Annotated in this window: 21 protein-coding genes and 2 tRNA genes; 8 read left to right on the top strand and 15 right to left on the bottom strand. The window is 49.7% G+C overall.

Features of this window, described 5'->3' with window-relative positions:
* Positions 1–302 precede the first annotated feature (302 nt).
* Positions 303–983 (top strand): transcriptional repressor LexA, encoded by a 681-nt coding sequence (gene lexA / locus CR46_RS0101420; RefSeq protein ID WP_030069420.1) that lies wholly within the window; start codon positions 303–305, stop codon positions 981–983.
* A 57-nt stretch (positions 984–1,040) separates the two neighbouring features.
* Here the strand turns inward: lexA and CR46_RS0101415 are convergent, their stop codons facing one another.
* The gene (locus tag CR46_RS0101415) at positions 1,041–1,712 is read right to left on the bottom strand and encodes an energy-coupling factor ABC transporter permease (protein WP_030069419.1); all 672 of its coding nucleotides are present in this window, start codon (positions 1,710–1,712) and stop codon (positions 1,041–1,043) included.
* 18 nt (positions 1,713–1,730) lie between these two features.
* Positions 1,731–2,585 carry a formyltetrahydrofolate deformylase gene (gene purU, locus CR46_RS0101410; protein WP_030069418.1) on the bottom strand — a complete coding sequence of 285 codons (855 nt, stop codon included), beginning with the start codon at positions 2,583–2,585 and terminating at the stop codon, positions 1,731–1,733.
* 276 nt (positions 2,586–2,861) lie between these two features.
* Here purU and CR46_RS0101405 point away from each other — a divergent pair, with 276 nt between their 5' ends.
* Positions 2,862–4,463, top strand: coding sequence for a ribonuclease J (locus CR46_RS0101405; RefSeq protein WP_030069416.1), 1,602 nt, complete (start codon positions 2,862–2,864; stop codon positions 4,461–4,463).
* A gap of 81 nt (positions 4,464–4,544) precedes the next feature.
* On the opposite strand, the gene moaE is transcribed toward CR46_RS0101405, so the two are convergent.
* The 10 genes from moaE to CR46_RS0101355 form a co-directional block, all read right to left on the bottom strand.
* Positions 4,545–5,021, bottom strand: a complete 477-nt coding sequence (gene moaE, locus CR46_RS0101400; RefSeq protein ID WP_030069413.1) for a molybdopterin synthase catalytic subunit MoaE — start codon at positions 5,019–5,021, stop codon at positions 4,545–4,547.
* A 4-nt stretch (positions 5,022–5,025) separates the two neighbouring features.
* Positions 5,026–5,820 (bottom strand): cyclic pyranopterin monophosphate synthase MoaC, encoded by a 795-nt coding sequence (gene moaC, locus CR46_RS0101395; protein WP_030069411.1) that lies wholly within the window; start codon positions 5,818–5,820, stop codon positions 5,026–5,028.
* Between the two features lie 29 nt (positions 5,821–5,849).
* The gene (mobB, locus tag CR46_RS0101390; protein WP_030069409.1) at positions 5,850–6,401 is read right to left on the bottom strand and encodes a molybdopterin-guanine dinucleotide biosynthesis protein B; all 552 of its coding nucleotides are present in this window, start codon (positions 6,399–6,401) and stop codon (positions 5,850–5,852) included.
* A gap of 50 nt (positions 6,402–6,451) precedes the next feature.
* On the bottom strand, positions 6,452–7,681 hold the full coding sequence (locus tag CR46_RS0101385; protein WP_030069408.1) for a uracil-xanthine permease family protein: 1,230 nt from the start codon (positions 7,679–7,681) through the stop codon (positions 6,452–6,454).
* A 123-nt stretch (positions 7,682–7,804) separates the two neighbouring features.
* Positions 7,805–8,434, bottom strand: coding sequence for a uracil phosphoribosyltransferase (gene upp, locus CR46_RS0101380; RefSeq protein ID WP_030069406.1), 630 nt, complete (start codon positions 8,432–8,434; stop codon positions 7,805–7,807).
* 97 nt (positions 8,435–8,531) lie between these two features.
* A complete protein-coding gene (ung, locus tag CR46_RS0101375) occupies positions 8,532–9,215 on the bottom strand; it encodes a uracil-DNA glycosylase (RefSeq protein WP_030069404.1) in 684 nt (227 codons plus the stop codon).
* A gap of 1 nt (position 9,216) precedes the next feature.
* Positions 9,217–9,696 (bottom strand): xanthine phosphoribosyltransferase, encoded by a 480-nt coding sequence (gene gpt, locus CR46_RS0101370; protein WP_030069402.1) that lies wholly within the window; start codon positions 9,694–9,696, stop codon positions 9,217–9,219.
* Positions 9,697–9,704: 8 nt separating this feature from the next.
* Complete coding sequence (locus CR46_RS0101365) at positions 9,705–10,250, bottom strand: adenine phosphoribosyltransferase (protein ID WP_030069400.1); 546 nt, start codon at positions 10,248–10,250, stop codon at positions 9,705–9,707.
* 34 nt (positions 10,251–10,284) lie between these two features.
* Positions 10,285–11,583: an NCS2 family permease gene (locus tag CR46_RS0101360; RefSeq protein ID WP_030069398.1), complete on the bottom strand. Its 1,299-nt coding sequence runs from the start codon at positions 11,581–11,583 to the stop codon at positions 10,285–10,287.
* Positions 11,584–11,781: 198 nt separating this feature from the next.
* Positions 11,782–12,408: a riboflavin synthase gene (locus CR46_RS0101355; protein WP_030069396.1), complete on the bottom strand. Its 627-nt coding sequence runs from the start codon at positions 12,406–12,408 to the stop codon at positions 11,782–11,784.
* 461 nt (positions 12,409–12,869) lie between these two features.
* On the opposite strand from CR46_RS0101355, the gene CR46_RS0101350 reads away from it, so the two are divergent.
* The 4 genes from CR46_RS0101350 (at position 12,870) to CR46_RS0101335 (ending at position 16,008) form a co-directional block, all read left to right on the top strand.
* Positions 12,870–13,913: a methionine ABC transporter ATP-binding protein gene (locus tag CR46_RS0101350; protein ID WP_030069394.1), complete on the top strand. Its 1,044-nt coding sequence runs from the start codon at positions 12,870–12,872 to the stop codon at positions 13,911–13,913.
* The gene (locus CR46_RS0101345) at positions 13,894–14,547 is read left to right on the top strand and encodes a methionine ABC transporter permease (RefSeq protein WP_030069392.1); all 654 of its coding nucleotides are present in this window, start codon (positions 13,894–13,896) and stop codon (positions 14,545–14,547) included. The genes CR46_RS0101350 and CR46_RS0101345 overlap by 20 nt, the downstream gene beginning before the upstream one ends.
* A gap of 114 nt (positions 14,548–14,661) precedes the next feature.
* Positions 14,662–15,453 (top strand): MetQ/NlpA family ABC transporter substrate-binding protein, encoded by a 792-nt coding sequence (locus tag CR46_RS0101340; protein WP_030069389.1) that lies wholly within the window; start codon positions 14,662–14,664, stop codon positions 15,451–15,453.
* A gap of 78 nt (positions 15,454–15,531) precedes the next feature.
* Positions 15,532–16,008 (top strand): GAF domain-containing protein, encoded by a 477-nt coding sequence (locus CR46_RS0101335; RefSeq protein WP_030069387.1) that lies wholly within the window; start codon positions 15,532–15,534, stop codon positions 16,006–16,008.
* Positions 16,009–16,054: 46 nt separating this feature from the next.
* Here CR46_RS0101335 and CR46_RS0101330 read toward each other — a convergent pair.
* Both CR46_RS0101330 and CR46_RS0101325 read right to left on the bottom strand, forming a co-directional pair.
* Positions 16,055–16,131, bottom strand: a tRNA-Val gene (locus tag CR46_RS0101330).
* A gap of 50 nt (positions 16,132–16,181) precedes the next feature.
* A tRNA-Val gene (locus CR46_RS0101325) sits at positions 16,182–16,258 on the bottom strand.
* Between the two features lie 201 nt (positions 16,259–16,459).
* Between CR46_RS0101325 and CR46_RS0101320 the strand changes: the two genes are divergently transcribed.
* Complete coding sequence (locus CR46_RS0101320) at positions 16,460–17,530, top strand: endonuclease/exonuclease/phosphatase family protein (RefSeq protein ID WP_030069384.1); 1,071 nt, start codon at positions 16,460–16,462, stop codon at positions 17,528–17,530.
* Between the two features lie 47 nt (positions 17,531–17,577).
* Here the strand turns inward: CR46_RS0101320 and CR46_RS0101315 are convergent, their stop codons facing one another.
* Positions 17,578–18,954: a class II fumarate hydratase gene (locus CR46_RS0101315; protein ID WP_030069382.1), complete on the bottom strand. Its 1,377-nt coding sequence runs from the start codon at positions 18,952–18,954 to the stop codon at positions 17,578–17,580.
* Positions 18,955–19,303: 349 nt separating this feature from the next.
* Here CR46_RS0101315 and CR46_RS0101310 point away from each other — a divergent pair, with 349 nt between their 5' ends.
* Entirely contained in the window at positions 19,304–19,678 is a 375-nt protein-coding gene (locus CR46_RS0101310; protein ID WP_030069379.1) for a phasin family protein, read from the top strand.
* Positions 19,679–19,724 lie beyond the last annotated feature (46 nt).

Here is a 19,724-nt window from a genome sequence, read left to right as displayed (position 1 = left end):
AAAACATCGTTAAATACTATGCCATAACGTAAGTTGGCTCAATCACTTATCGTTGGCTTTTTGTTCAACGCTAACAGACGCTTTAAGCGCATATTCAAACGCCTGCCGAACACTACAATTGATACGCTACTGAGATAACACCACGCTCATTCGTATAGATCTCCTTACCAATAAGAGGCCACCGATAGCGCCACTGTAGGGCGCTCTACCATGTACTGGACAGAGCAACATACTGTATACTTAACCACATACTGTTTAAGCCGACAGGTAGTTACTGTCTTGTCCAATTTTTGGAGGTTGTTATGTCACGCCCACTTACCGCGCGCCAGCAACATGTTTTTGATTTTATTGTTAAAACAATGGGTGAATTTGGCTATCCACCTACCCGAGCGGAAATTGCAAAAGCACTGGGATTCCGCTCACCTAACGCGGCCGAAGAGCATCTGAGAGCACTTGAGCGCAAAGGTGCCATTCGCATTATTCGCAATACCTCGCGAGGGATACGCTTACCTAATCAAGAACCCCAAGAGATAAGCGATGTTCCTGCCACAACACTCCCTGCGCAGGCAGAGCCACTACCACATAACGGCCTGCCCGTTATTGGAGAAGTTGCCGCAGGAAGCCCAATTTTAGCGGCTGAACATATTGATCGTTATTGTCCGCTACCGGCTGAATATTTCACCCCTAAAGCAGACTACCTACTTAGGGTGCGTGGTTTATCCATGAAAGATATCGGCATATTAGAAGGTGATCTGCTTGCTGTGCATCGGACTGATCGCGTTCGTGATGGCCAGATTGTGGTAGCAAGGCTGGAAGATGAAGTGACCGTTAAGCGTTTTAAACGTCAAGGGCATACAGTGACGTTGATGGCAGAAAATAGTGATTTCGCACCAATTGAAATTGATCTGCGTACGCAGCAGCTAGATATTGAAGGGGTCGGTGTCGGTGTCATCCGTGGCGGCAATGGCCAAGCGCTTGGATAAGAAAGTGTAAATAATGCTGAGGCAATCGATAGAGGATGCCTCAGCATTACTGGAGTATCATTGAGAATCTATATAGCGGTGGTCATTAAAGGTCGCTACCCAACCCGGGTGGTACACCAGCAAAATGCTCAACAGCATGCCAGTAATGAAGGCTTCCGAGGGCATGAGTAGTGGTAGAAAGCGCGCATACTCTTGAGCTAAATAAATCGCCTCGGGATCAGTACCTGCAACGACTATTAACAATACCGCTGATAAACCGCCACCCAATGTCGCTAGCGCAGCGCCAAAGAAGCCACATGCAAATAGAAACACCATTAGGTTATCCGGCAACCGTCGATCAACTAAACGCCATACCAGCCCGGTAATAACTGCAGGGACAATACCGGTTACCAACACGTTGGCCCCAAGTAATGCCCACTCGTTGCGGCCAATAGCGCACATCGCAACGTTAATCAGTATATTGCTAATTAGCGCAAGCGGCATTTTGAAGACCAGCGTCATTAAGACGGTAAATACTAAGTGTAACGTTAGCCAGTCGACCGCTTGAGCACGCAGCTGCCACATCAACACCACCGTTACCGTTGCTGCTAGCCAGCGGTGCTGAAGTGCCACATCGTCAAACAGAGCCTGCCATGGTCGAAGCCACAGCATCCATACAAGCATGCTAAGCGATAGCAACCAAGTCAATATCAACGCCCAGGGGGCTAAAACACTCTGCGCAAACGACATGGCAGTCCCTATTCGTAATTAACTAAAAACCACCGTTTTATTACCATGGATGAGCACTCGATCTTCTAAGTGCCACCGCAAACCGCGAGCCAACACGGCTTTTTCAACATCGCGCCCAAAACGCACGAGATCTGTTGGCGTATGACAGTGACTTACCCGATGAATATCCTGCTCAATAATCGGCCCAGCATCCAACTCTTCGGTAACATAGTGACAGGTGGCCCCAATCAGCTTAACTCCTCGCTGATAAGCTTGATGATAGGGCTTAGCACCGGCAAAAGAGGGTAAAAAACTGTGGTGAATATTAATCACTCGACCTGCGTATCGTGAGCAGAGAGAAGGCGGCAAAATCTGCATATAACGCGCCAGCACCACACAGTCAGCCCGGGCACTATCTATCTGCGCTTGAACTTGCTCGAAAGCAGCCTGCTTGTTATCAGGATCAACGGGCACATGATGGTATGGAATGCCATACCATTCAGTAAGAGATCGCATATCCTCGTGGTTTGAAATTACCCCAACGATATCACAGTCAAGTTCACCAGCCTGCCAACGGTACAGTAAATCAACTAGGCAGTGAGACTCACGCGACACCATTAACACCACACGCCTGCGTTTTTGAGTATCAACCAGCGACCACTGCATGTGAAAGGCCTCTGCCACTGGCTCAAACGCACTACGCAGCGCCTCTGCTGACATACCTAGCGAATCTGCCAGAATTTCATAACGCATAAAAAAGCGACCAGTCTCAAGATCAGAGTGCTGGCTTGCCTCAGTAATAGAACCACCTTGCTGAGCAATAAAGCTTGAGACACGCGCCACAATGCCCACTTGATCAGGGCAAGAGACCACCAAACGGTAATAATGAGACATAAATAAACACTCTTGACATATTTTAACGGCACGTTCGACAAGCCCCTACCATCAGTAGGAAAACTGTATATAAGTGAAATAGTGTACCTTATGCATAGCAAGGAAGCACCGCAGCTGAGTGCCGTGATGATTGTTACCCGCCCCTGCCTTCCCGTATAGTTAAGGTCTTACTTTTTAGGCTTTTCATTACTGATGCATCCACCACGCGTTCAACTTCGTCCCCGCCGTCGCCCACCGCTGCACTTACTGCCGCTAGGTGGGTGTGGTGAAATTGGAATGAATCTTACGCTGTATGGATACGACGATACGTGGATCGCCGTCGACTGCGGCATGATGATTCGTCAAGATCTACCTAACTCCCCATTGCAGGTGCCCAATACAGAGACACTAGCAGCGTTAAGCATTACCCCTAAGGCTCTCTACATTACTCACGGCCATGAAGATCATATTGGCGCTGTGGCATGGCTTTGGCCTAAGTGGAACTGCCCTATTTTTGCAACACCGCTAGCAGCGGGCTTGCTGCGTCATAAGTTCGCAGAGCACCAGCTTAGCAGCGCTGCCATTCAGGTTGTGGAGCCGGGCGATGCCATGGAACTTGGCCCTTTTACGCTGCGTTACCTTTCGGTCACCCACTCAATTCCTGAAAGCTGCTCAATTCTAATGCAGGCAGGTGACTATCGCGTACTGCACACAGGAGACTGGAAATTAGATCCTAACCCGTTAATCGGCATGCCCATTGACGCTGCTCAATTTCGTGCACTCGCACCTATTGATTTGGTCGTAGGCGATTCCACCAATGCCCCGATGCCCGGTCATTCTGGCAGTGAAGGAGACGTAGCAAAGGCACTTGCCCATACTTTAAGACAGTGCACAGGCCGCGTCGTTGTATCATGTTTTGCGAGCAACCTCGCCCGTGTATTAGCCATTGGGTTGGCTGCGCAACAATGCGGCCGACGGGTCAGTCTTATGGGTCGCTCAATGGAGCGTATGGTGAGCGTGGCAAGAGGGCTGGGGTATCTAGACGACTTTCCGCCGTTAGTGCCGCCCCATGATCTAGGCTATCTGCCGCCAGAAGAAGTTGTGATTATTGCCACAGGCAGCCAAGGCGAACCGCGTGCCGCGCTACAGCGTTTAGCACAGCGCAGGCATCCGTTTGTTGATCTCGAGCCTGGCGATAGTATTATTTTTTCTGCCAAAGCTATACCTGGTAACGAGCGCCCTATTGAACAGCTTAAAAAACGTCTAGCGCAGCTTGGGGTAGTAATTTTCGATGAAATGAACCATCCAGAACTACATGCTACCGGGCATCCTGCTGAAGATGAGCTAAGAAAACTGTATCAATGGGTTCGCCCAAAAACATTGCTGCCAGTTCACGGTGAAGCTCGTCACCAGGCCGCCCATCAGGAAATTGCCGCCAGCCTCGGCATTAACGCCCCGCTCGCTCCGGTAAATGGCGACATGCTGGCGTTCGACAATCTAGGGTTACGTTGCGAAGCTCGCCACCCACAGCCTCCCTGTATCGTTAACCAAAATAGCGTTGTGCCTCATCCAGGGCTTGAGACAGGTTCTCACTCGACACGACGCGGCAGCCTGTTTTTGGCGCTTCCCGTTACGGCTACCGACACTGGCTGGTGCCGGATTGGCCGTTTAATGCTGGATGCTAGCGCGACCAGCCCACTTGACGAAGACAGTTTCAGCGAATGGCTAGATGACCAGCTGGAAGAGATAGAAGCGGCCACCTTGGCTGATTTACGCCAAGCGCTACAGCCAAGATTAATTCACTGGTTAGCCAATCACCTCCAACACATGCCAGACGTGCACTTGCAGATAATGGCAACCGAAATGCCCTCGTCAGAAGCGCTTGGCAGTACGTTTTAGACGGCGAAACTAACGGTCACGGCGGTACTAGCGATCAAAACTAATATCCTTAGCCCGCCATCCCTGGCTTGTTATCCTTAACTACCAACGCTCTGCCGCCTGCTGATCGGTGTGGCGCTCTTTTACCCAGTAAGCACCATCGCTGGAGTGCTCTTTCTTCCAAAATGGCGCCTGGGTTTTTAAAAAATCCATAATAAAGTCACAAGCTTGGAAAGCATCACGGCGATGAGCGCTAGCCACCAGGACACGTACAATAGGGTCTCCCGGGGCCAAATCACCAATACGGTGAATAATCCGTATGGCCTGCAACGCCCAGCGCTGATAAGCCTGTTCACCAATCTGCGTTAATGTGCGCTCAGTCATCCCAGGATAGTGCTCTAGGGTAAGCCTAATGACATCTGGGGTTTCATTAAAATCACGCACAAACCCAGTGAAGGTGACAATAGCACCAATATCGGTACGCTGGCGAAGCGTACTTTCATAGCCATCATCCATTTCAAACGGCGCTTCTTGAACCCTAACGGCAATATCCAACTCAGTCTCTGCGATGTCAGTCATGGACTTACCCCCCCGTCACTGGAGGAAAGAAGGCAACTTCATCCTCATCAGTAAGTCGTGCACTATCGTTTGCCATTACTTGGTTAATAGCGCATAGCGTGCGTTGCTCAGAGAGCACGTTAAAGCGCGAATCCCTAGCGCTTAATGCCGCTTTCAATCCAGCCACATCTCGACTTGGCAGTTGATCAAGCCCTATAGAAAGATCACTTTCTTCCACCCTTTCACGTAATTCAGCAAGGAATTTCACCCGTACACAAGGCGATGAACAGCGCTCACCCAAGCTGACCTCTCCAGCCAGACTACCGCCGGTCACAATAGGCTCTGGCGCACCACGCTGGTAGTCTCCGCGGACTCCCCCTCGCTTACTTTCCAGCTGAATGGCCTCAATGCGCATATCTTTGTCTACCGCTTTACACATATCATAAAGTGTCAGACACGCCACCGATACGGCTGTTAGGGCTTCCATTTCTACCCCTGTTTGCCCATTAAGGCGACATAGCGCTGAGACATGAACACACCCGTTAGCGTGATCGATATCGAAGTCAACGGAGACCTTCGACAGCGCCAATGAATGGCATAGCGGAATCAGCTCGTGAGTACGTTTAGCCGCTTGAATGCCAGCAATACGAGCGGTCGCTAGTACATCGCCTTTCGGTAAATCGCCATCACTCAGCAGCTGCAATGTTTTAGGCTGCATAACGATACGTCCAGACGCCACTGCCTCACGACGGGACTCTCGCTTATCTCCGACGTCAACCATGTTGGCTTCGCCGTGTCTATTGAGGTGAGTTAGCTGCATATCGTTACCTATTTAATCAAGCCATGGTGTTAGGAAGTGGTGCTGTTGGGCTGGGCGCTTAACCATTCGAGCACCCACTGCGTGATCGCTTCACTATTATTAAGATCTAGCCGCTTTACGGTTGGACTCAGCGACTCAGGGGACGAACCGCTTAGCGCCACTGCTTGCACCCAATCACCACTCATAATGGAATCATCTCCAATGCCCTCACGATACAGAACTAGCTTTGGAATTGGCCACGTTTTAAACCCCTCTACGATGACTAAATCTGGCGCATGGTAAGCCATCATTGAAACAAGGTAGGCCAAATCTGGCTCCTCTTGGTCAGGCGTCTCTTGCATCAGAGCAAAACGCTCCCGAGATGCAATCAACATCGGCTCAGCGCCCGCCTTACGAAGCTGATAGCTGTCTTTTCCTGGCTGATCCACGTCAAAACTATGGTGGGCATGCTTTATTACTCCCACCCGAAGGCCCACCTCGCGCAGTCGAGGCAACAGCTGCGCTAACAGGGTCGTTTTACCAGTTCCGCTCCATGCGGCAATGCCTAGCACAGGAAATGGACTATCAATGGCCTTTTCCATTAACGACTCCCAATGATGAACAGATAGTAAATGAACAGACAGTTAAGTAGCTACTCACCCTCTTTTTCAACAGGCAAGAGCCAGTTTAGCGCAATGCCGACCAGCGCGGCTAAGCTCACGCCTTGAAGAGTGAACTGTCCGCCCCCGAACTGCATTCCACCTATCCCAAACACTAAAATTAACGAGACCACCACGAGATTACGCGCCGCTGTTAATGACTGACCAGCACGCACCAGAGTGTTCATGCCAATCACCGCAATGGAGCCAAACAGCAGGGTCATAATCCCCCCCATCACAGGGCCTGGAATGGTTTGCAATAACGCACCCAGCTTACCTACAAAGGCCAGTACAATCGCGATAACGGCGGCAATTACCATATACATCGGGTTAAACGCCTTAGTCAGCGTCACCGCCCCCGTGACTTCTGAATAAGTAGTATTGGGAGGTCCACCAAACAAGGCAGCGGTCATGGTCGCCAATCCATCACCTAACAAGGTGCGATGAAGGCCAGGTTTTTCAAGATAGTTTTTACGGGTCACCGAGCCTATCGCCACCATGTCGCCGATATGCTCAACTGCGGGAGCAATTGCAACGGGAATCATGAACAAAATCGCTGCCCAGTGAAAGCTAGGGGCGGTAAAACTAGGCACCGACAACCAAGCAGCATCACGTACGGAGGTAAAATCGACGACACCCATCACAAGCGCTAAGCCATACCCTACTGCAATGCCGCCCATAATCGGCACCAGACGTAAAATTCCACGCCCAAAAACAGCTAATACAAGCGTCACTAGCAAGCTGGCCATAGAAAGGAAAATCGCTTGACCATAACCAATGTTATCGCTTGTCTCGCCTGTCGCCATACTGACAGCGACTGGCGCCAATGCTAAACCAATCACCATGATAACCGGCCCGACCACAACAGGCGGCAGCAACCTATGTAGCCATGCCGTGCCTTTAACACGCACTGCCTGGGAAATAACAACGTAAACAACCCCCGCAGCCATCAGCCCCCCCAGCGTTGCCGACACGCCAAAACTTGCAATCGAACCCTGAATCGGGGCAATGAATGCAAATGAGGAGGCCAGAAAAACCGGTACCGTTTGTTTAGTAACCCCGTGAAATACTAGGGTGCCAACTCCAGCGGTAAATAGCGCAACACTGGGATCTAACCCGGTCAGTAACGGCACCAATACCAGCGCACCAAACGCGACAAATAGCATTTGCGCGCCTGTTAGCAGCATTTTTGGCCAAGACTCATGACTTGCTGAATTGCTCATTTAAACGCTTCCAATATTTCGTTGTAGGTGGTTAGCAAAAAGTAGGTGGTTAGCCAACAATAGGTGGTTAGCCAAAAAAATGCCCCCGACGCAAAGCGTAAGGGGCATTGTTAGTCAGAAAGCTCAGCGCGTCCCGAAAATTTTATCGCCAGCATCTCCCAAGCCAGGCACGATATAGCCGTGCTCATCGAGCCGGTCATCTACTGATGCGGTGTAAATTTCAACATCAGGGTAAGCATCCTGGACTCGTTTGATACCTTCAGGCGCAGCCACTAGCACAATGACTTTCATATGCTCACAACCCCGCTCGCGCAACATATCTAGTGTTGCAACCATTGAACCACCCGTCGCAAGCATAGGGTCAATCACAAGCGCCATGCGCTCTTCGATATCGTTTGCAAACTTAGCGAAATAAGGCACTGGCTGAAGTGTTTCCTCATCACGATAAAGTCCCACAACGCTGACACGAGCACTGGGTATCAGGTCAGTGACTCCCTCCAACATACCTAAGCCAGCACGTAGGATCGGCACAACCGTCACTTTCTTGCCTTTTAAACGTCGCGTGGCAATTGGCGCATTGTTCCAGCCTTGAATTTCATGATCTTCAAGTTCGAGACCTTTGGTAGCCTCATAAGTAAGCAGTTTCGCCACTTCACCTGCTAGTTCTCGGAAGCTCTTGGTGCTCAAATCAGCTTCGCGCATTAGTCCCAGCTTATGTTGAACAAGCGGATGGTTAATGGCGTAAACACTCATGGGACTTCCTCGCTGCAGGGGATTCAGGATGGCGACCTAGGTCGCATCGACAAGCTTACAAAATTGCGCGCCATTCTACCCGCAACTGACCATTAGGTTAAGGGGTTTCCGGCAATTGCCACTCAATCGGTGAGCGCCCATGTTCGGTTAGAAACTGGTTGGCCCTAGAAAAGTGGTGATTACCAAAAAAGCCTCTATGCGCAGAGAGTGGAGACGGATGCGGAGACTCCAACACCAAGTGGTGCGATTGATCAATCAGTGCTTTCTTCTGCCGCGCATGGCTACCCCATAGCAGGAAGACACATGGTTCAGCATGCTGACTGACCGTTTCAATGGCACAATCGGTAAAGTGCTCCCACCCCTTACCACGGTGAGAAGCGGCATTGCCTTGCTCAACCGTTAGCGCAGCGTTCAGTAACAACACTCCCTGAGTCGCCCACGACTCTAAGAAGCCATGACGCACAGGCCTAAAACCTACATCAGACGCTAACTCTTTATAAATATTGACTAAAGAGGGAGGTACCTGAATGCCTGGCTGTACTGAAAAACACAAGCCATGAGCCTGGTTTGGGCCGTGATAAGGGTCTTGCCCTAAAATAACGACTTTTACAGAGGCTAAAGGCGTCAGCTCAAAAGCGCGAAACCAGTGCGATGAGTGCGGATAAATCACCTTTTTTGCTGCTTTCTCTTGGGCCAGAAATGCTTTCAGCGCTGACATATAGTCAGCCTGAAATTCTTGCCCAAGCCATTGCTTCCAGTCGTCGGGTAGCGGGTTGGCCATATTACTTCTTCAGTTGATCCGCTAGCGGCTCAACATACGCAATGCCCATATCCCAAGGAAATTGGATCCAGCACTGCTGAGCCACTTCGGTAAGGTATTGGTCTACCAGAGGACGTCCTTCTGGTTTGGCATAAATTGTCACAAAGTGTGCTTTCGGCAGCATTTCACGAACAGCACGCGCGGTTTTACCAGTGTCCACCAAGTCATCGACTAGCAGCCAGCCATCGCCATCATGATCAACGCCCTTCATGATGTCTAAACCACCTTGATCCATATGATCATAACTTTTAATACAAATAGTATCGATCAAACGGATGTTAAGTTCGCGTGCAATCAGCGCTGCAGGAATTAAACCACCACGGGTAATCGCTACAATGCCTTTAAAGTCCCGTTCTATTAGCTGATGACACAGCTGGCGCACATCGCGATGTAGCTGATCCCAAGAAACGGTGAAGTGTTGATGATAGCGCTCGCTGCTCATAAGGTGCGTTACTCGCTTTCAGTGAAGGAACATACCGCGAATACGCTATAGCCAGCATCGCGAATTTTCTGAGAACCACCCAGTTCAGGGAGATCAATAATGGTTGCTGTTTCTACCACTTGACCACCAGAGCGCTGAATAAGATTCGCTGCTGCGAGCATGGTGCCACCTGTTGCAATCAGATCATCCATCAACAGGATGCGATCATTTTCCTGAAAAGCATCAGAATGAAGCTCAACCTCTGAATGACCGTATTCAAGCGTATAAGTCTCACTGATTGTTTTGAACGGCAGCTTGCCCTTCTTACGCACAGGGACAAAGCTACAGCCTAGCTCGTATGCCAGCGGCGCACCAATAATGAAGCCTCGGGCATCAATAGCCGCGATGGCATCTAAGTTCATTTCCTGGTAACGGTGCACAAAGCTGTCGATCAGCTTGCGAAAGGCAGCGCTATTTTGCAGAAGTGGCGTGATATCACGAAAATTTACGCCCTGCTCTGGCCAGTCAGGAACCGTGCGAATAACGGACTTAATGTAGTCGCCGTAGATGCTCATCGCGTCTCTCATTGATTAATAGTAAGACGGGCTTTTAACCCAGGAATAAAAACTTCGCTGCAAACAGTAGTGCCAAAATAATAACGGCTGGATTCAAATCGCTAAAACGACCAGCCAAAGTCTTAATCGCCACATAGCTGATGAAACCTAGCGCGATACCTTCTGCAATAGAGAAGGTCAGCGGCATGGCTAGGGCAGCAATTAGTACCGGCGCGGCGTCAGTAGGATCTTCCCAATTAGCATTAGCCAAGCTGCCCGCCATCAGTACAGCTACATACAGCAGAGCACCTGCGGTCGCATAAGCAGGAATAGACCCTGCTAATGGTGCAAAGAAAAGACTAATTAAGAACAGAAGCCCCACCACAACTGCGGTTAAACCGGTGCGGCCTCCCGAAGCGATACCTGCAGTTGACTCGATATAACTAGTCGTTGTTGAAGTACCCAGTGCAGCACCTGCCATAGACGCGGTACTATCGGCCATCATGGCGCGACCAATGCGTGGCAACTTGCCATCTTCATCCAGCAGCTTTCCACGATGAGCAACCCCTACGAGCGTGCCTGATGTGTCGAAAAGATCAACAAACAAAAAGGCAAAGATAACGCTAAGCATTGCCACATCCAGCGCGCCCATTAAATCCATTGCCATAAAGGTAGGCGCAATGGAAGGAGGCATCGACATAATACCGCCATACTGGTTATGACCAAACAACATCGCAAGGATCGTAACACCTAAAATACCTATCATTACTGCGCCGGTTACGCGCAGGTAGGAAAGCGCCGTAATAACGAAAAAGCCCAATAAGGCGTAAAGTGCGGGAGGCTGGGATAGATCACCAAGTGCCACATAGGTGGCTGGATTTGCGACCACAATACCGGCATTTTTAAGTGCAATCATCGCAAGGAATAAGCCAATACCTGCAGCAATGCCTAAACGCAACGAGAGCGGGATTGAATTGATGATCCATTCACGGACTTTAAAAATACTCAGCAAAAAGAAGGCAAAACCAGAGAAAAAGACAGCCCCTAATGCCGCTTCCCAGGTATAGCCCATGCCAAGTACGACGCCATAGGTAAAAAAGGCATTCAGCCCCATTCCTGGTGCTTGTGCGATTGGGTAGTTTGCCCAAAGCCCCATGACAAAACATCCGATCGCAGCAGCCACACAGGTGGCAACAAACACCGCGCCATAATCCATCCCCGCTTCCGAAAGAATGCTCGGGTTAACGAAAATGATATAAGCCATTGTAAGGAACGTGGTGAATCCAGCGATCACCTCGGTTTTTACAGTGGTCTTCTGCTCAGTGAGCTTGAAGTAGTTGTCCAGAAGTTTCATGTCGTTTTTATCCTTCGCGCTTACGCTGAATGCGTCCCTTGATGCGAGAAAAGCGGCACATATTACCGAAAGGCTCTTCGTCTTGCGAGTACCCCGTGTGCCGCTAGCGTTGATGGGAAGTCGCCCACCCACTTATATGAATAGCAAACTTCAGGCCATGAGCTAACCGATCGGTCAACGGTAGATCAAAATAACTTTCTAAAGACGGCTAGCCAACACCCTTTCTACCGTCTCTACAATCACTTGAGTTTGTGGATCAATCTCGATATTAACTCGGTCACCCAACAATCGGTCTTTTAATACCGTGCGCGCCAGCGTCTCTGGAATCAAATTGACACTGAACTCAACCCCAGCACTATCGCTCGCGGGGCGCACATCACCTACGGTTAAGCTAATACCATCAACACCAATGTAACCCTTCTCAAATACAAACTTAGCGACTTTCTCTGGCAGTGAAAACCATAGCCTGCGATTGTTAGGCGCCTCTTCTATCGCTACTACGCGAGCCATGCAAATAATGTGGCCGGACATGGAATGCCCCCCAATTTCATCACCAAAGCGCGCCGCACGCTCTATGTTGACGCACTGCCCTGGTGCAATTGCACCAAGATTTGTCAAACGCAATGTTTCACGCATCAGGTCAAAGCTGACATTTTCACCCTCTATGGCGGTTACCGTCAGGCAAACACCGTTATGAGCCACCGATGCCCCAATCGACAGCCCTCGGCGCATTTCCTCAGGTAATGCAATAACATGGGTACGAAACTCTTCGAGTTCGTTTACCGCAACAACTTTAGCGACGCCTTGCACAATGCCTGTAAACATATGGCTTGGTCCTCTTATGAAACACTTTCAAGATAAAATAGAGTTAAAAATTTTGTGCAAGCTTACTACTAATGCCTAGGGCTTGTGCAGCCAAAGCCCCAGATACCAGCATTGGAATAGCTTTTTCCTGACAGCAACCAACCAAAAAACACATAAAAAAGCACTAACCACTCTTTAAAGTCATTTAGTCAGTAAATAAATCTGCTCCCAAGCACAAAAGCATGAAATAGAAGGGTTCTAATTGACAAGCCAGCCACCACTCTTTAGACTTTCGCCGCAAATGTAATGACGCCGATTTGTACCCAGATTGCGGGCGTCCACCCAGCGAATAGCTTGGTGAAGTGCAGCTAAAAGGGTGTGTCCAGCGTTGATGGCCACCCGTAAGGGTGGCCTTTTTTTATTTCCCGCCCTACGCTTGCTCCCTCGCACTCCGTCTTCGGCCTACCATTAAGGCAGACGCTATGATTGAAATTAGCAATGTAAGTAAAACCTATGGCACCGGTGATAGCACCGTACATGCCCTAAAAGACGTTAATTTAACGATCCCCAAAGGCAAGATTCACGGCGTTATTGGCCTTTCGGGCGCAGGTAAATCGACTCTTATTCGTTGCGTCAACCTGCTTGAGCGGCCAAGCACTGGCAGCGTAGTCGTCGACGGTCAGGAAATGACTCGCCTTAGCCGTGGCGAATTAAACCGCGCCCGCCATCGTATTGGAATGATTTTTCAGCATTTCAACCTGCTAACAACGCGCACAGTATTTGACAATGTGGCCCTCCCACTTGAATTAATGGGTGAAAGTCGCAGCGCTATTAAAAATCGTGTAGCGCCATTATTAGAGCTGGTAGGTTTGTCTGATAAAGCCAAGCAATATCCAGCCCAGCTTTCTGGCGGTCAAAAGCAGCGCGTTGCCATTGCCCGTGCACTGGCCAGTAAACCCAACGTATTGCTGTGCGATGAAGCCACGTCAGCACTGGACCCCCAGACCACTAGCTCTATCCTTGAGCTGCTGAGAGAAATTAATCAGCAGCTTGGTATCACCATTTTGCTGATCACCCACGAAATGGAAGTGGTGAAATCAATTTGCCACCGCGTAAGTCTTATTTCCAATGGCGAGCTTGTTGAAGATGCTGAGGTCGGTGATTTTTTCACTGCGCCTAGAACGCAGTTAGGTCGAGAGTTCCTGAATGACTTTTTGCAGCTCAGTCCGCCTAAAGAGTTGATTGAGCGGTTAAGCGACACGCCGAGTGAGCATACTCACCCTGTTGTTCGACTAACATTTTCCGGCGATGCGGTTTCGACCCCCCTTATTTCTCGCTTAGCACGAGAGTGCAGCGTTGACGTCAGCATACTTCAGGCAAAGGTCGAGTCTATTCAAGACCGTACGCTAGGCCTGATGATTGCTGAGCTGCTCGGCAGCCCCGCACAAACCCAGGAAGCAATGGCTTATTTAGAAGCACATCAACTACAGGTAGAGGTACTCGGCCATGTCCAGCGCAATGTTTGATCTTATTTTACAAGCCACGCTGGATACGCTTTACATGGTGGCCATTTCCGGCGTCATTGCTACCCTACTTGGCCTGCCGCTTGGCGTGATGCTTTACGTTACCCGTCCTCGCCAAATTTTGGCCATGCCGGTGCTTAATCAAGTGCTAGGCATTGTTACCAATATTGGCCGCTCAATCCCCTTTATCATTTTGATGGTAGCGATTATTCCCTTCACGCGCATGCTGGTAGGCACCTCTATTGGCATTAATGCAGCCTCAGTGCCGCTAACTATTGCTGCTATTCCTTTTGTTGCTCGCTTAATAGAAGGTGCACTTAACGAACTATCTCCTGGGCTTATTGAGTCTGCACAATCAATGGGTGCAACACCCTGGCAAATTATTACCAAAGTTCTCATCCCTGAAGCAAGGGGCGGCATCATCACAGGCCTAACGATTACACTAGTGACACTGGTCAGCTACTCTGCCATGGCAGGAGCAGTAGGTGGCGGCGGGCTTGGTGATTTAGGAATTCGCTATGGTTATAACCGCTTTAACCCAACCATCATGCTAATTACCGTCGTTATTTTAGTGATTATGGTGCAGGGCTTCCAAAGTCTGGGCGACTACTTGGTGCGTAAAAGTGACCGCAAGTGATAATAGCCTGTGCCTTTTATCGGCATAGACGAATATAACCAAAACGCATTAGAATTTTATTCTTTATTACTCCATAATCACATACAACCTTTACTGCGCGACAGGAGCGACACTATGCAAAAACTACTCATCGGCGGCCTAACTGCTTTAGCACTAGCGGTTAATGTTGCTAACGCAGAAACACGCACCATCAAAATGGGCACCGTAGCAGGCCCCGAAACCGAAGTTATGGAAGTGGCTGCTCGGATTGCCAAAGAAGAGTTCGACCTAAACGTCGAAATCATTGAGTTTACTGACTACGTGACGCCTAACGCTGCGCTCGCTGACGGCAGTTTAGACGCTAACGCATACCAGCACGAACCGTACCTACAGGCCATGGTCAATGACCGTGGATATGATCTTGCCATTGCGGGCTACACCTTTGTTTACCCGATCGGCGCTTATTCTGAGAAGTACGACAGCATTGAAGAGCTGCCCGATGGCGCTCAAATCGCACTGCCTAACGATCCGTCTAATGAAGGACGTGCACTCATTCTGATGCATAACCAGGGTCTGATCACACTAAATGATCCGAGCAACCTGGAAGCCACCCCCATTGACATCGCTGAAAATCCGCGTAACTTCCGCTTCCGCGAAATTGAAGCAGCACAGCTACCCCGTGTGCTACCCGATGTGGACATGGCGTTCATTAATAATACGTTCGCTCAACCGGCTGGCTTGAGCCTAGATGACGCGTTAATCAAGGAGGGGCCTGAGTCCCCTTATGTCAATCTAATCGCGGTGCGTGGCGGCGATGAAGAGCGCGAAGAAATCCGTCAACTTGTTGATGCTTACCAGCGCGATGAAGTCATCGAAAAAGCAGAAGAACTGTTTAAGGGTGCGGCAGTTCCCGGCTGGATCGAATAAACAGCACCGCTTTTCTAGCAATTTAATCATGCCAGCCCTAGGGCTGGCATGATGCGTTTAATCCCATAAGGAATGCGTATGCATAGTGTTGATTATGCGCTGCTCAATCGGCAGCTTGAAGCCTTACTAGACACCCGAGACTGGCTAACCAATAGCGCTCAAACCTGCGCTTTTATTTATCACACATTAGAAGAGCTAAATTGGGTGGGGGTTTATCTCCAACGCCAGCCCAACCAACTCAGCCTTGGCCCATTTCAGGGTAAACCCGCCTGCCACCCAATCCCCTTCAACAAAGGTGTTTGCGGAGCTGCGGCACGCCTGCAGGCGACTCAACGCGTTGATGACGTTCACGCCATTGCTGATCATATCGCCTGCGATGCGGATTCACGCTCAGAACTCGTTGTTCCCATCGTGATCGACGGCCACCTATGGGGAGTGCTCGACTTAGATAGCCCCCAGCACGCACGCTTTAGCCAAGAAGATCAGTCAGGCATTGAAGCACTTGTGGCTACGTTTATTCGCCAAACTGACCTACCCTTCTTTATCAACCAATAACAAAAAAGCCCCGTGCATATGCAGGGGGCTTTCAAGTGCAGGTATTTGGTAGGACCAGGCGGATTTGAACCGCCGACCTCCACGATGTCAACGTGGCGCTCTAACCAACTGAGCTATGGTCCTAAATGTAAGCTACATAAAAAGTATAAGTAACTAGTTGCACATAACGTAAATGGTAGGACCAGGCGGATTTGAACCGCCGACCTCCACGATGTCAACGTGGCGCTCTAACCAACTGAGCTATGGTCCTGCTGTGCAACGGATGCGTATTCTACGGCTTCATAGCTGAATTGCAAGTAGTTTTTAGCACTTTGAAATGAGGCTAATAAACTAACACTGCTCAATTGCAAAGTGAGATCGACACATATCTCTTCTTGCCGCTAAGCTGATCATAGCTTAGCGACTATTTCGTAGATTAATAACTATTCACGGTTAAACCAGGAGGTAAACCTTGCTTGGGCCTTTGCTAGGATGCACCGCCATCTCCCTGTTACTTGCCACTCTTATCGCTCGCGTGCCGATGCGCTGGTGGTGGGTGCGCAGTTTTGAATTTCCTCGACTACAAATCGCCGTGCTCGCTTTGGCGTGCGGCTTGGCGAGCCTATTGGTATTAGAACCAGGACAGTGGCAAGTGACAGCAATACTTGTTTCATTCGTTACGTTAGGGCTGCAATTACGCTACATCTTGCCATGGACAAAGCTCTGGCCAGTTCAGGTTAAAACCGCACATAACGCGCCTGAAGACCAGATGATCACCCTACTCATCGCCAATGTACTGACACCAAACCGTCAATCAAAAAAACTCCTGGAGATGATAACGCACCATCAGCCCGATATGATTCTCACTTTAGAGTCAGATCAATGGTGGCAAGATCAATTGGATCCAGCACTAGACGAGCAATGGCCTCATAGCGTTAAGGTTCCACTAGATAACCTTTATGGCATGCATCTTTATTCACGGCTAGCGCTGAAAAATACCGAGGTAAAGTGGCTTATACAAGACGACATACCCTCAATTCACACTCAGGTAGAACTGAAAAGCGGCCAGCATATCCGTCTATTTGCCGTTCATCCAAGGCCACCAGCGCCCAGTGAAAGTGAAAAGTCTCTATGGCGTGATGCGGAGCTTTTATGGATTGGAAAAGAAATCCATCAAGACCCAAAAGCCACTCTTGTCGCAGGAGATCTGAATGACGTTGCCTGGTCACGCACAACTCGGCGCTTCTGCCGTATAGCAGGCATGCTTGATCCACGCCGTGGACGCGGTATGTTCAGTACCTTTCATGCCAGTTACCCCATTCTTCGCTGGCCCCTTGACCACGCATTTGTTAGCGAGCATTTCACTCTCGTTAACATGCAACGCCTTGGGGCGTTTGGGTCTGATCACTTTCCTATATTGGCAACTTTTTGCTACCGCCCCTCACGCCAGGATGAGCACGACACACCTGATGCCAGTGCAGCAGAGCGCCAAGAGGCGAGTGAAACCATTCAAAAGGGCAAAACGGAAGAGCAAGAAACCTAACGTCTGCCCTTTTAACACTCAACAGACCCTTTAACACTCAACAGAGGCTACTTCGGTATGCCTCCTTTCGTAAGCACAACAGGGTCTAGCAAGCGCTCAAGCGTTGCGCGATCCAGATCAGTTTCTTCTTCGGCGACGTCGATGATTGGCCGCCCAGCTTGATAGGCTTTTTTAGCCACCGCGGCAGCGGCGTTATAGCCAATCACACTATTAAGAGCAGTCACTAAAATAGGATTCCGTGCGAGTGGCCCCTGTAAATTATCATCACGCACGCGGAAGGTGGCGGTAGCACGTTCAGCCAGCAAAGTGGCTGTGTTACTCATCAAGGTAATCGATGTAAGAAGATTCGACGCTACTAACGGCAGCATCACGTTGAGCTGAAAGTTACCACTCTGCCCAGCAACCGTTACTGCGGCATCCAGACCGATGACTTGTGCTGCTGCTTGGGCGGCCGACTCAGGAATCACAGGATTTACCTTACCCGGCATAATGGAACTACCAGGCTGCAGTGCCTCAAGTTCAATCTCGCCCAACCCTGCCAACGGCCCTGAATTCATCCAGCGCAAATCGTTAGCGATCTTCATAACCACACATGCAAATCCCTTTAACTGACCAGATAACTCTACGGCAGCATCCTGGGAGGCCAAACTGGCAAAAAAGCTCTCGTTAGGCTCAAAGGGCAGCCCGGTTTGCTGACTTAAGTCGCGAGCCATTAGCTCGGAAAACCCTTCAGGCGCATTAATACCGGTGCCTACCGCCGTACCGCCTTGCGCTAATCGACACAATCTTGTCATGGCGCTATCAAAACGCTCAATAGCCTGCCCCACTTGGCTCGACCACGCTCCTAACTCTTGATCCATACGCAGCGGCATGGCATCCATTAGATGGGTACGACCTGTTTTAACAACGTGAGCCAACTCACTAGCCCTATGGTCAATCGTCGCCTGCAGCGACACTAAGGCAGGACGAAGCCTTTCATGAACAGCTATCGCTGCCGACAAGTGAATGGCCGTCGGGATAACGTCGTTGCTCGACTGCCCCATATTAACGTGGTCATTTGGCGTTACGTCGATCCCTTCACGACTCGCAAGCGTCGCTAGCACTTCGTTAACGTTCATATTAGTCGACGTACCAGACCCTGTCTGAAAGACATCGATCGGAAAGTGCGCGTCATGCTGACCCTCAATTACCTCTCCAGCAGCTTTAATGATCGCATCGGCACGAGGCTTATCCAGCAAGTCCAACTGATAGTTACTGCGTGCGGCAGCAAGCTTTATACGCGCGACAGCATGAATAAACGCTGATGGCATGGGAGTATGCGAAACAGGAAAGTTGTTGATAGCCCGCTGTGTTTGAGCACCATAAAGTGCATTCACAGGCACATCAAGCTCACCCATGCTGTCCCGTTCAATACGTGTGTCCATCCTTGCACTCCTTTTAAAACAACCTAAACTAACGCTACCCACATCACTAACATAATGTTTTATAATGATTATTTTAGTGGTAACGGTTATCTATACGCTTAAGCCTAGCGCCATCGACGCGTTAGGTAAATCTACACGCATTATTAACTTCCTCAGCGACAGTTACATATTTTATAAATCCAATCCTCAGCAATGTTGCACTGCACAAAAACCCCTGTTATGCTGCAACGCAAGATAACTAGATATCAGCCGCGGTGAATGCTTAACAAAACCGTTGCTGATCAACCAACACTAACGGCACCGCCAATCATTGGGCCGATTAGTGAGCAATGGAACAGGAGTGTTTACCATGCAAACATTTAACACCAACGAAATGACTCAGCAGTTCGATAACTTCTTCATGGCACCTGTACGTGCCTATATGACGCTAAGTATCGACTATTCTGAAAAAATGCTTAACGCACAGCTTGATGCCAACAAATCTTACGTAGATACCGGCATCGCCCAAATGCGTCAGCTGATGAGCGTTAAAGATGCCAGCGGCCTGCGTAGCTATATGGAAGGTCAGCAGAAAGTGGCTAAAGAACTGGCTGAGCGTGTAAAAGGCGATGCGGATAAAGTGGTCGCTCTTCAGCAAGACTTCTTGCAGAAAGGTCAAAAACTGACTGAAGATAACGTTAAGCAAGCACAAGCAGCAGCCAGCAAAATGAGCAAAACAGCTTAACCTGTTTCGGTTATTGACTTGCTGTTACTAAAACGCCCCTGCCAGT

Source organism: Vreelandella neptunia (assembly GCF_000712975.1).
GTDB lineage: Bacteria > Pseudomonadota > Gammaproteobacteria > Pseudomonadales > Halomonadaceae > Vreelandella > Vreelandella qaidamensis.
Note: the sequence above shows the minus strand (reverse complement) of the source record. Positions and strands in the feature narration are given on the sequence as shown.

Coding starts and splice junctions, on each gene's coding strand:
- lexA (WP_030069420.1), top strand. CDS start 303: ATGTCACGCCCACTTACCGCGCGCCAGCAACATGTTTTTGATTTTATT.
- CR46_RS0101415 (WP_030069419.1), bottom strand. CDS start 1,712: ATGTCGTTTGCGCAGAGTGTTTTAGCCCCCTGGGCGTTGATATTGACT.
- moaE (WP_030069413.1), bottom strand. CDS start 5,021: ATGACTGACATCGCAGAGACTGAGTTGGATATTGCCGTTAGGGTTCAA.
- ung (WP_030069404.1), bottom strand. CDS start 9,215: ATGGCCAACCCGCTACCCGACGACTGGAAGCAATGGCTTGGGCAAGAA.
- upp (WP_030069406.1), bottom strand. CDS start 8,434: ATGAGTGTTTACGCCATTAACCATCCGCTTGTTCAACATAAGCTGGGA.
- CR46_RS0101310 (WP_030069379.1), top strand. CDS start 19,304: ATGCAAACATTTAACACCAACGAAATGACTCAGCAGTTCGATAACTTC.
- CR46_RS0101345 (WP_030069392.1), top strand. CDS start 13,894: ATGTCCAGCGCAATGTTTGATCTTATTTTACAAGCCACGCTGGATACG.
- CR46_RS0101350 (WP_030069394.1), top strand. CDS start 12,870: ATGATTGAAATTAGCAATGTAAGTAAAACCTATGGCACCGGTGATAGC.
- CR46_RS0101385 (WP_030069408.1), bottom strand. CDS start 7,681: ATGAGCAATTCAGCAAGTCATGAGTCTTGGCCAAAAATGCTGCTAACA.
- purU (WP_030069418.1), bottom strand. CDS start 2,585: ATGTCTCATTATTACCGTTTGGTGGTCTCTTGCCCTGATCAAGTGGGC.
- CR46_RS0101355 (WP_030069396.1), bottom strand. CDS start 12,408: ATGTTTACAGGCATTGTGCAAGGCGTCGCTAAAGTTGTTGCGGTAAAC.
- CR46_RS0101365 (WP_030069400.1), bottom strand. CDS start 10,250: ATGAGCATCTACGGCGACTACATTAAGTCCGTTATTCGCACGGTTCCT.
- CR46_RS0101360 (WP_030069398.1), bottom strand. CDS start 11,583: ATGAAACTTCTGGACAACTACTTCAAGCTCACTGAGCAGAAGACCACT.
- moaC (WP_030069411.1), bottom strand. CDS start 5,820: ATGCAGCTAACTCACCTCAATAGACACGGCGAAGCCAACATGGTTGAC.
- CR46_RS0101335 (WP_030069387.1), top strand. CDS start 15,532: ATGCATAGTGTTGATTATGCGCTGCTCAATCGGCAGCTTGAAGCCTTA.
- CR46_RS0101340 (WP_030069389.1), top strand. CDS start 14,662: ATGCAAAAACTACTCATCGGCGGCCTAACTGCTTTAGCACTAGCGGTT.
- CR46_RS0101315 (WP_030069382.1), bottom strand. CDS start 18,954: ATGGACACACGTATTGAACGGGACAGCATGGGTGAGCTTGATGTGCCT.
- CR46_RS0101405 (WP_030069416.1), top strand. CDS start 2,862: ATGAATCTTACGCTGTATGGATACGACGATACGTGGATCGCCGTCGAC.
- gpt (WP_030069402.1), bottom strand. CDS start 9,696: ATGAGCAGCGAGCGCTATCATCAACACTTCACCGTTTCTTGGGATCAG.
- mobB (WP_030069409.1), bottom strand. CDS start 6,401: ATGGAAAAGGCCATTGATAGTCCATTTCCTGTGCTAGGCATTGCCGCA.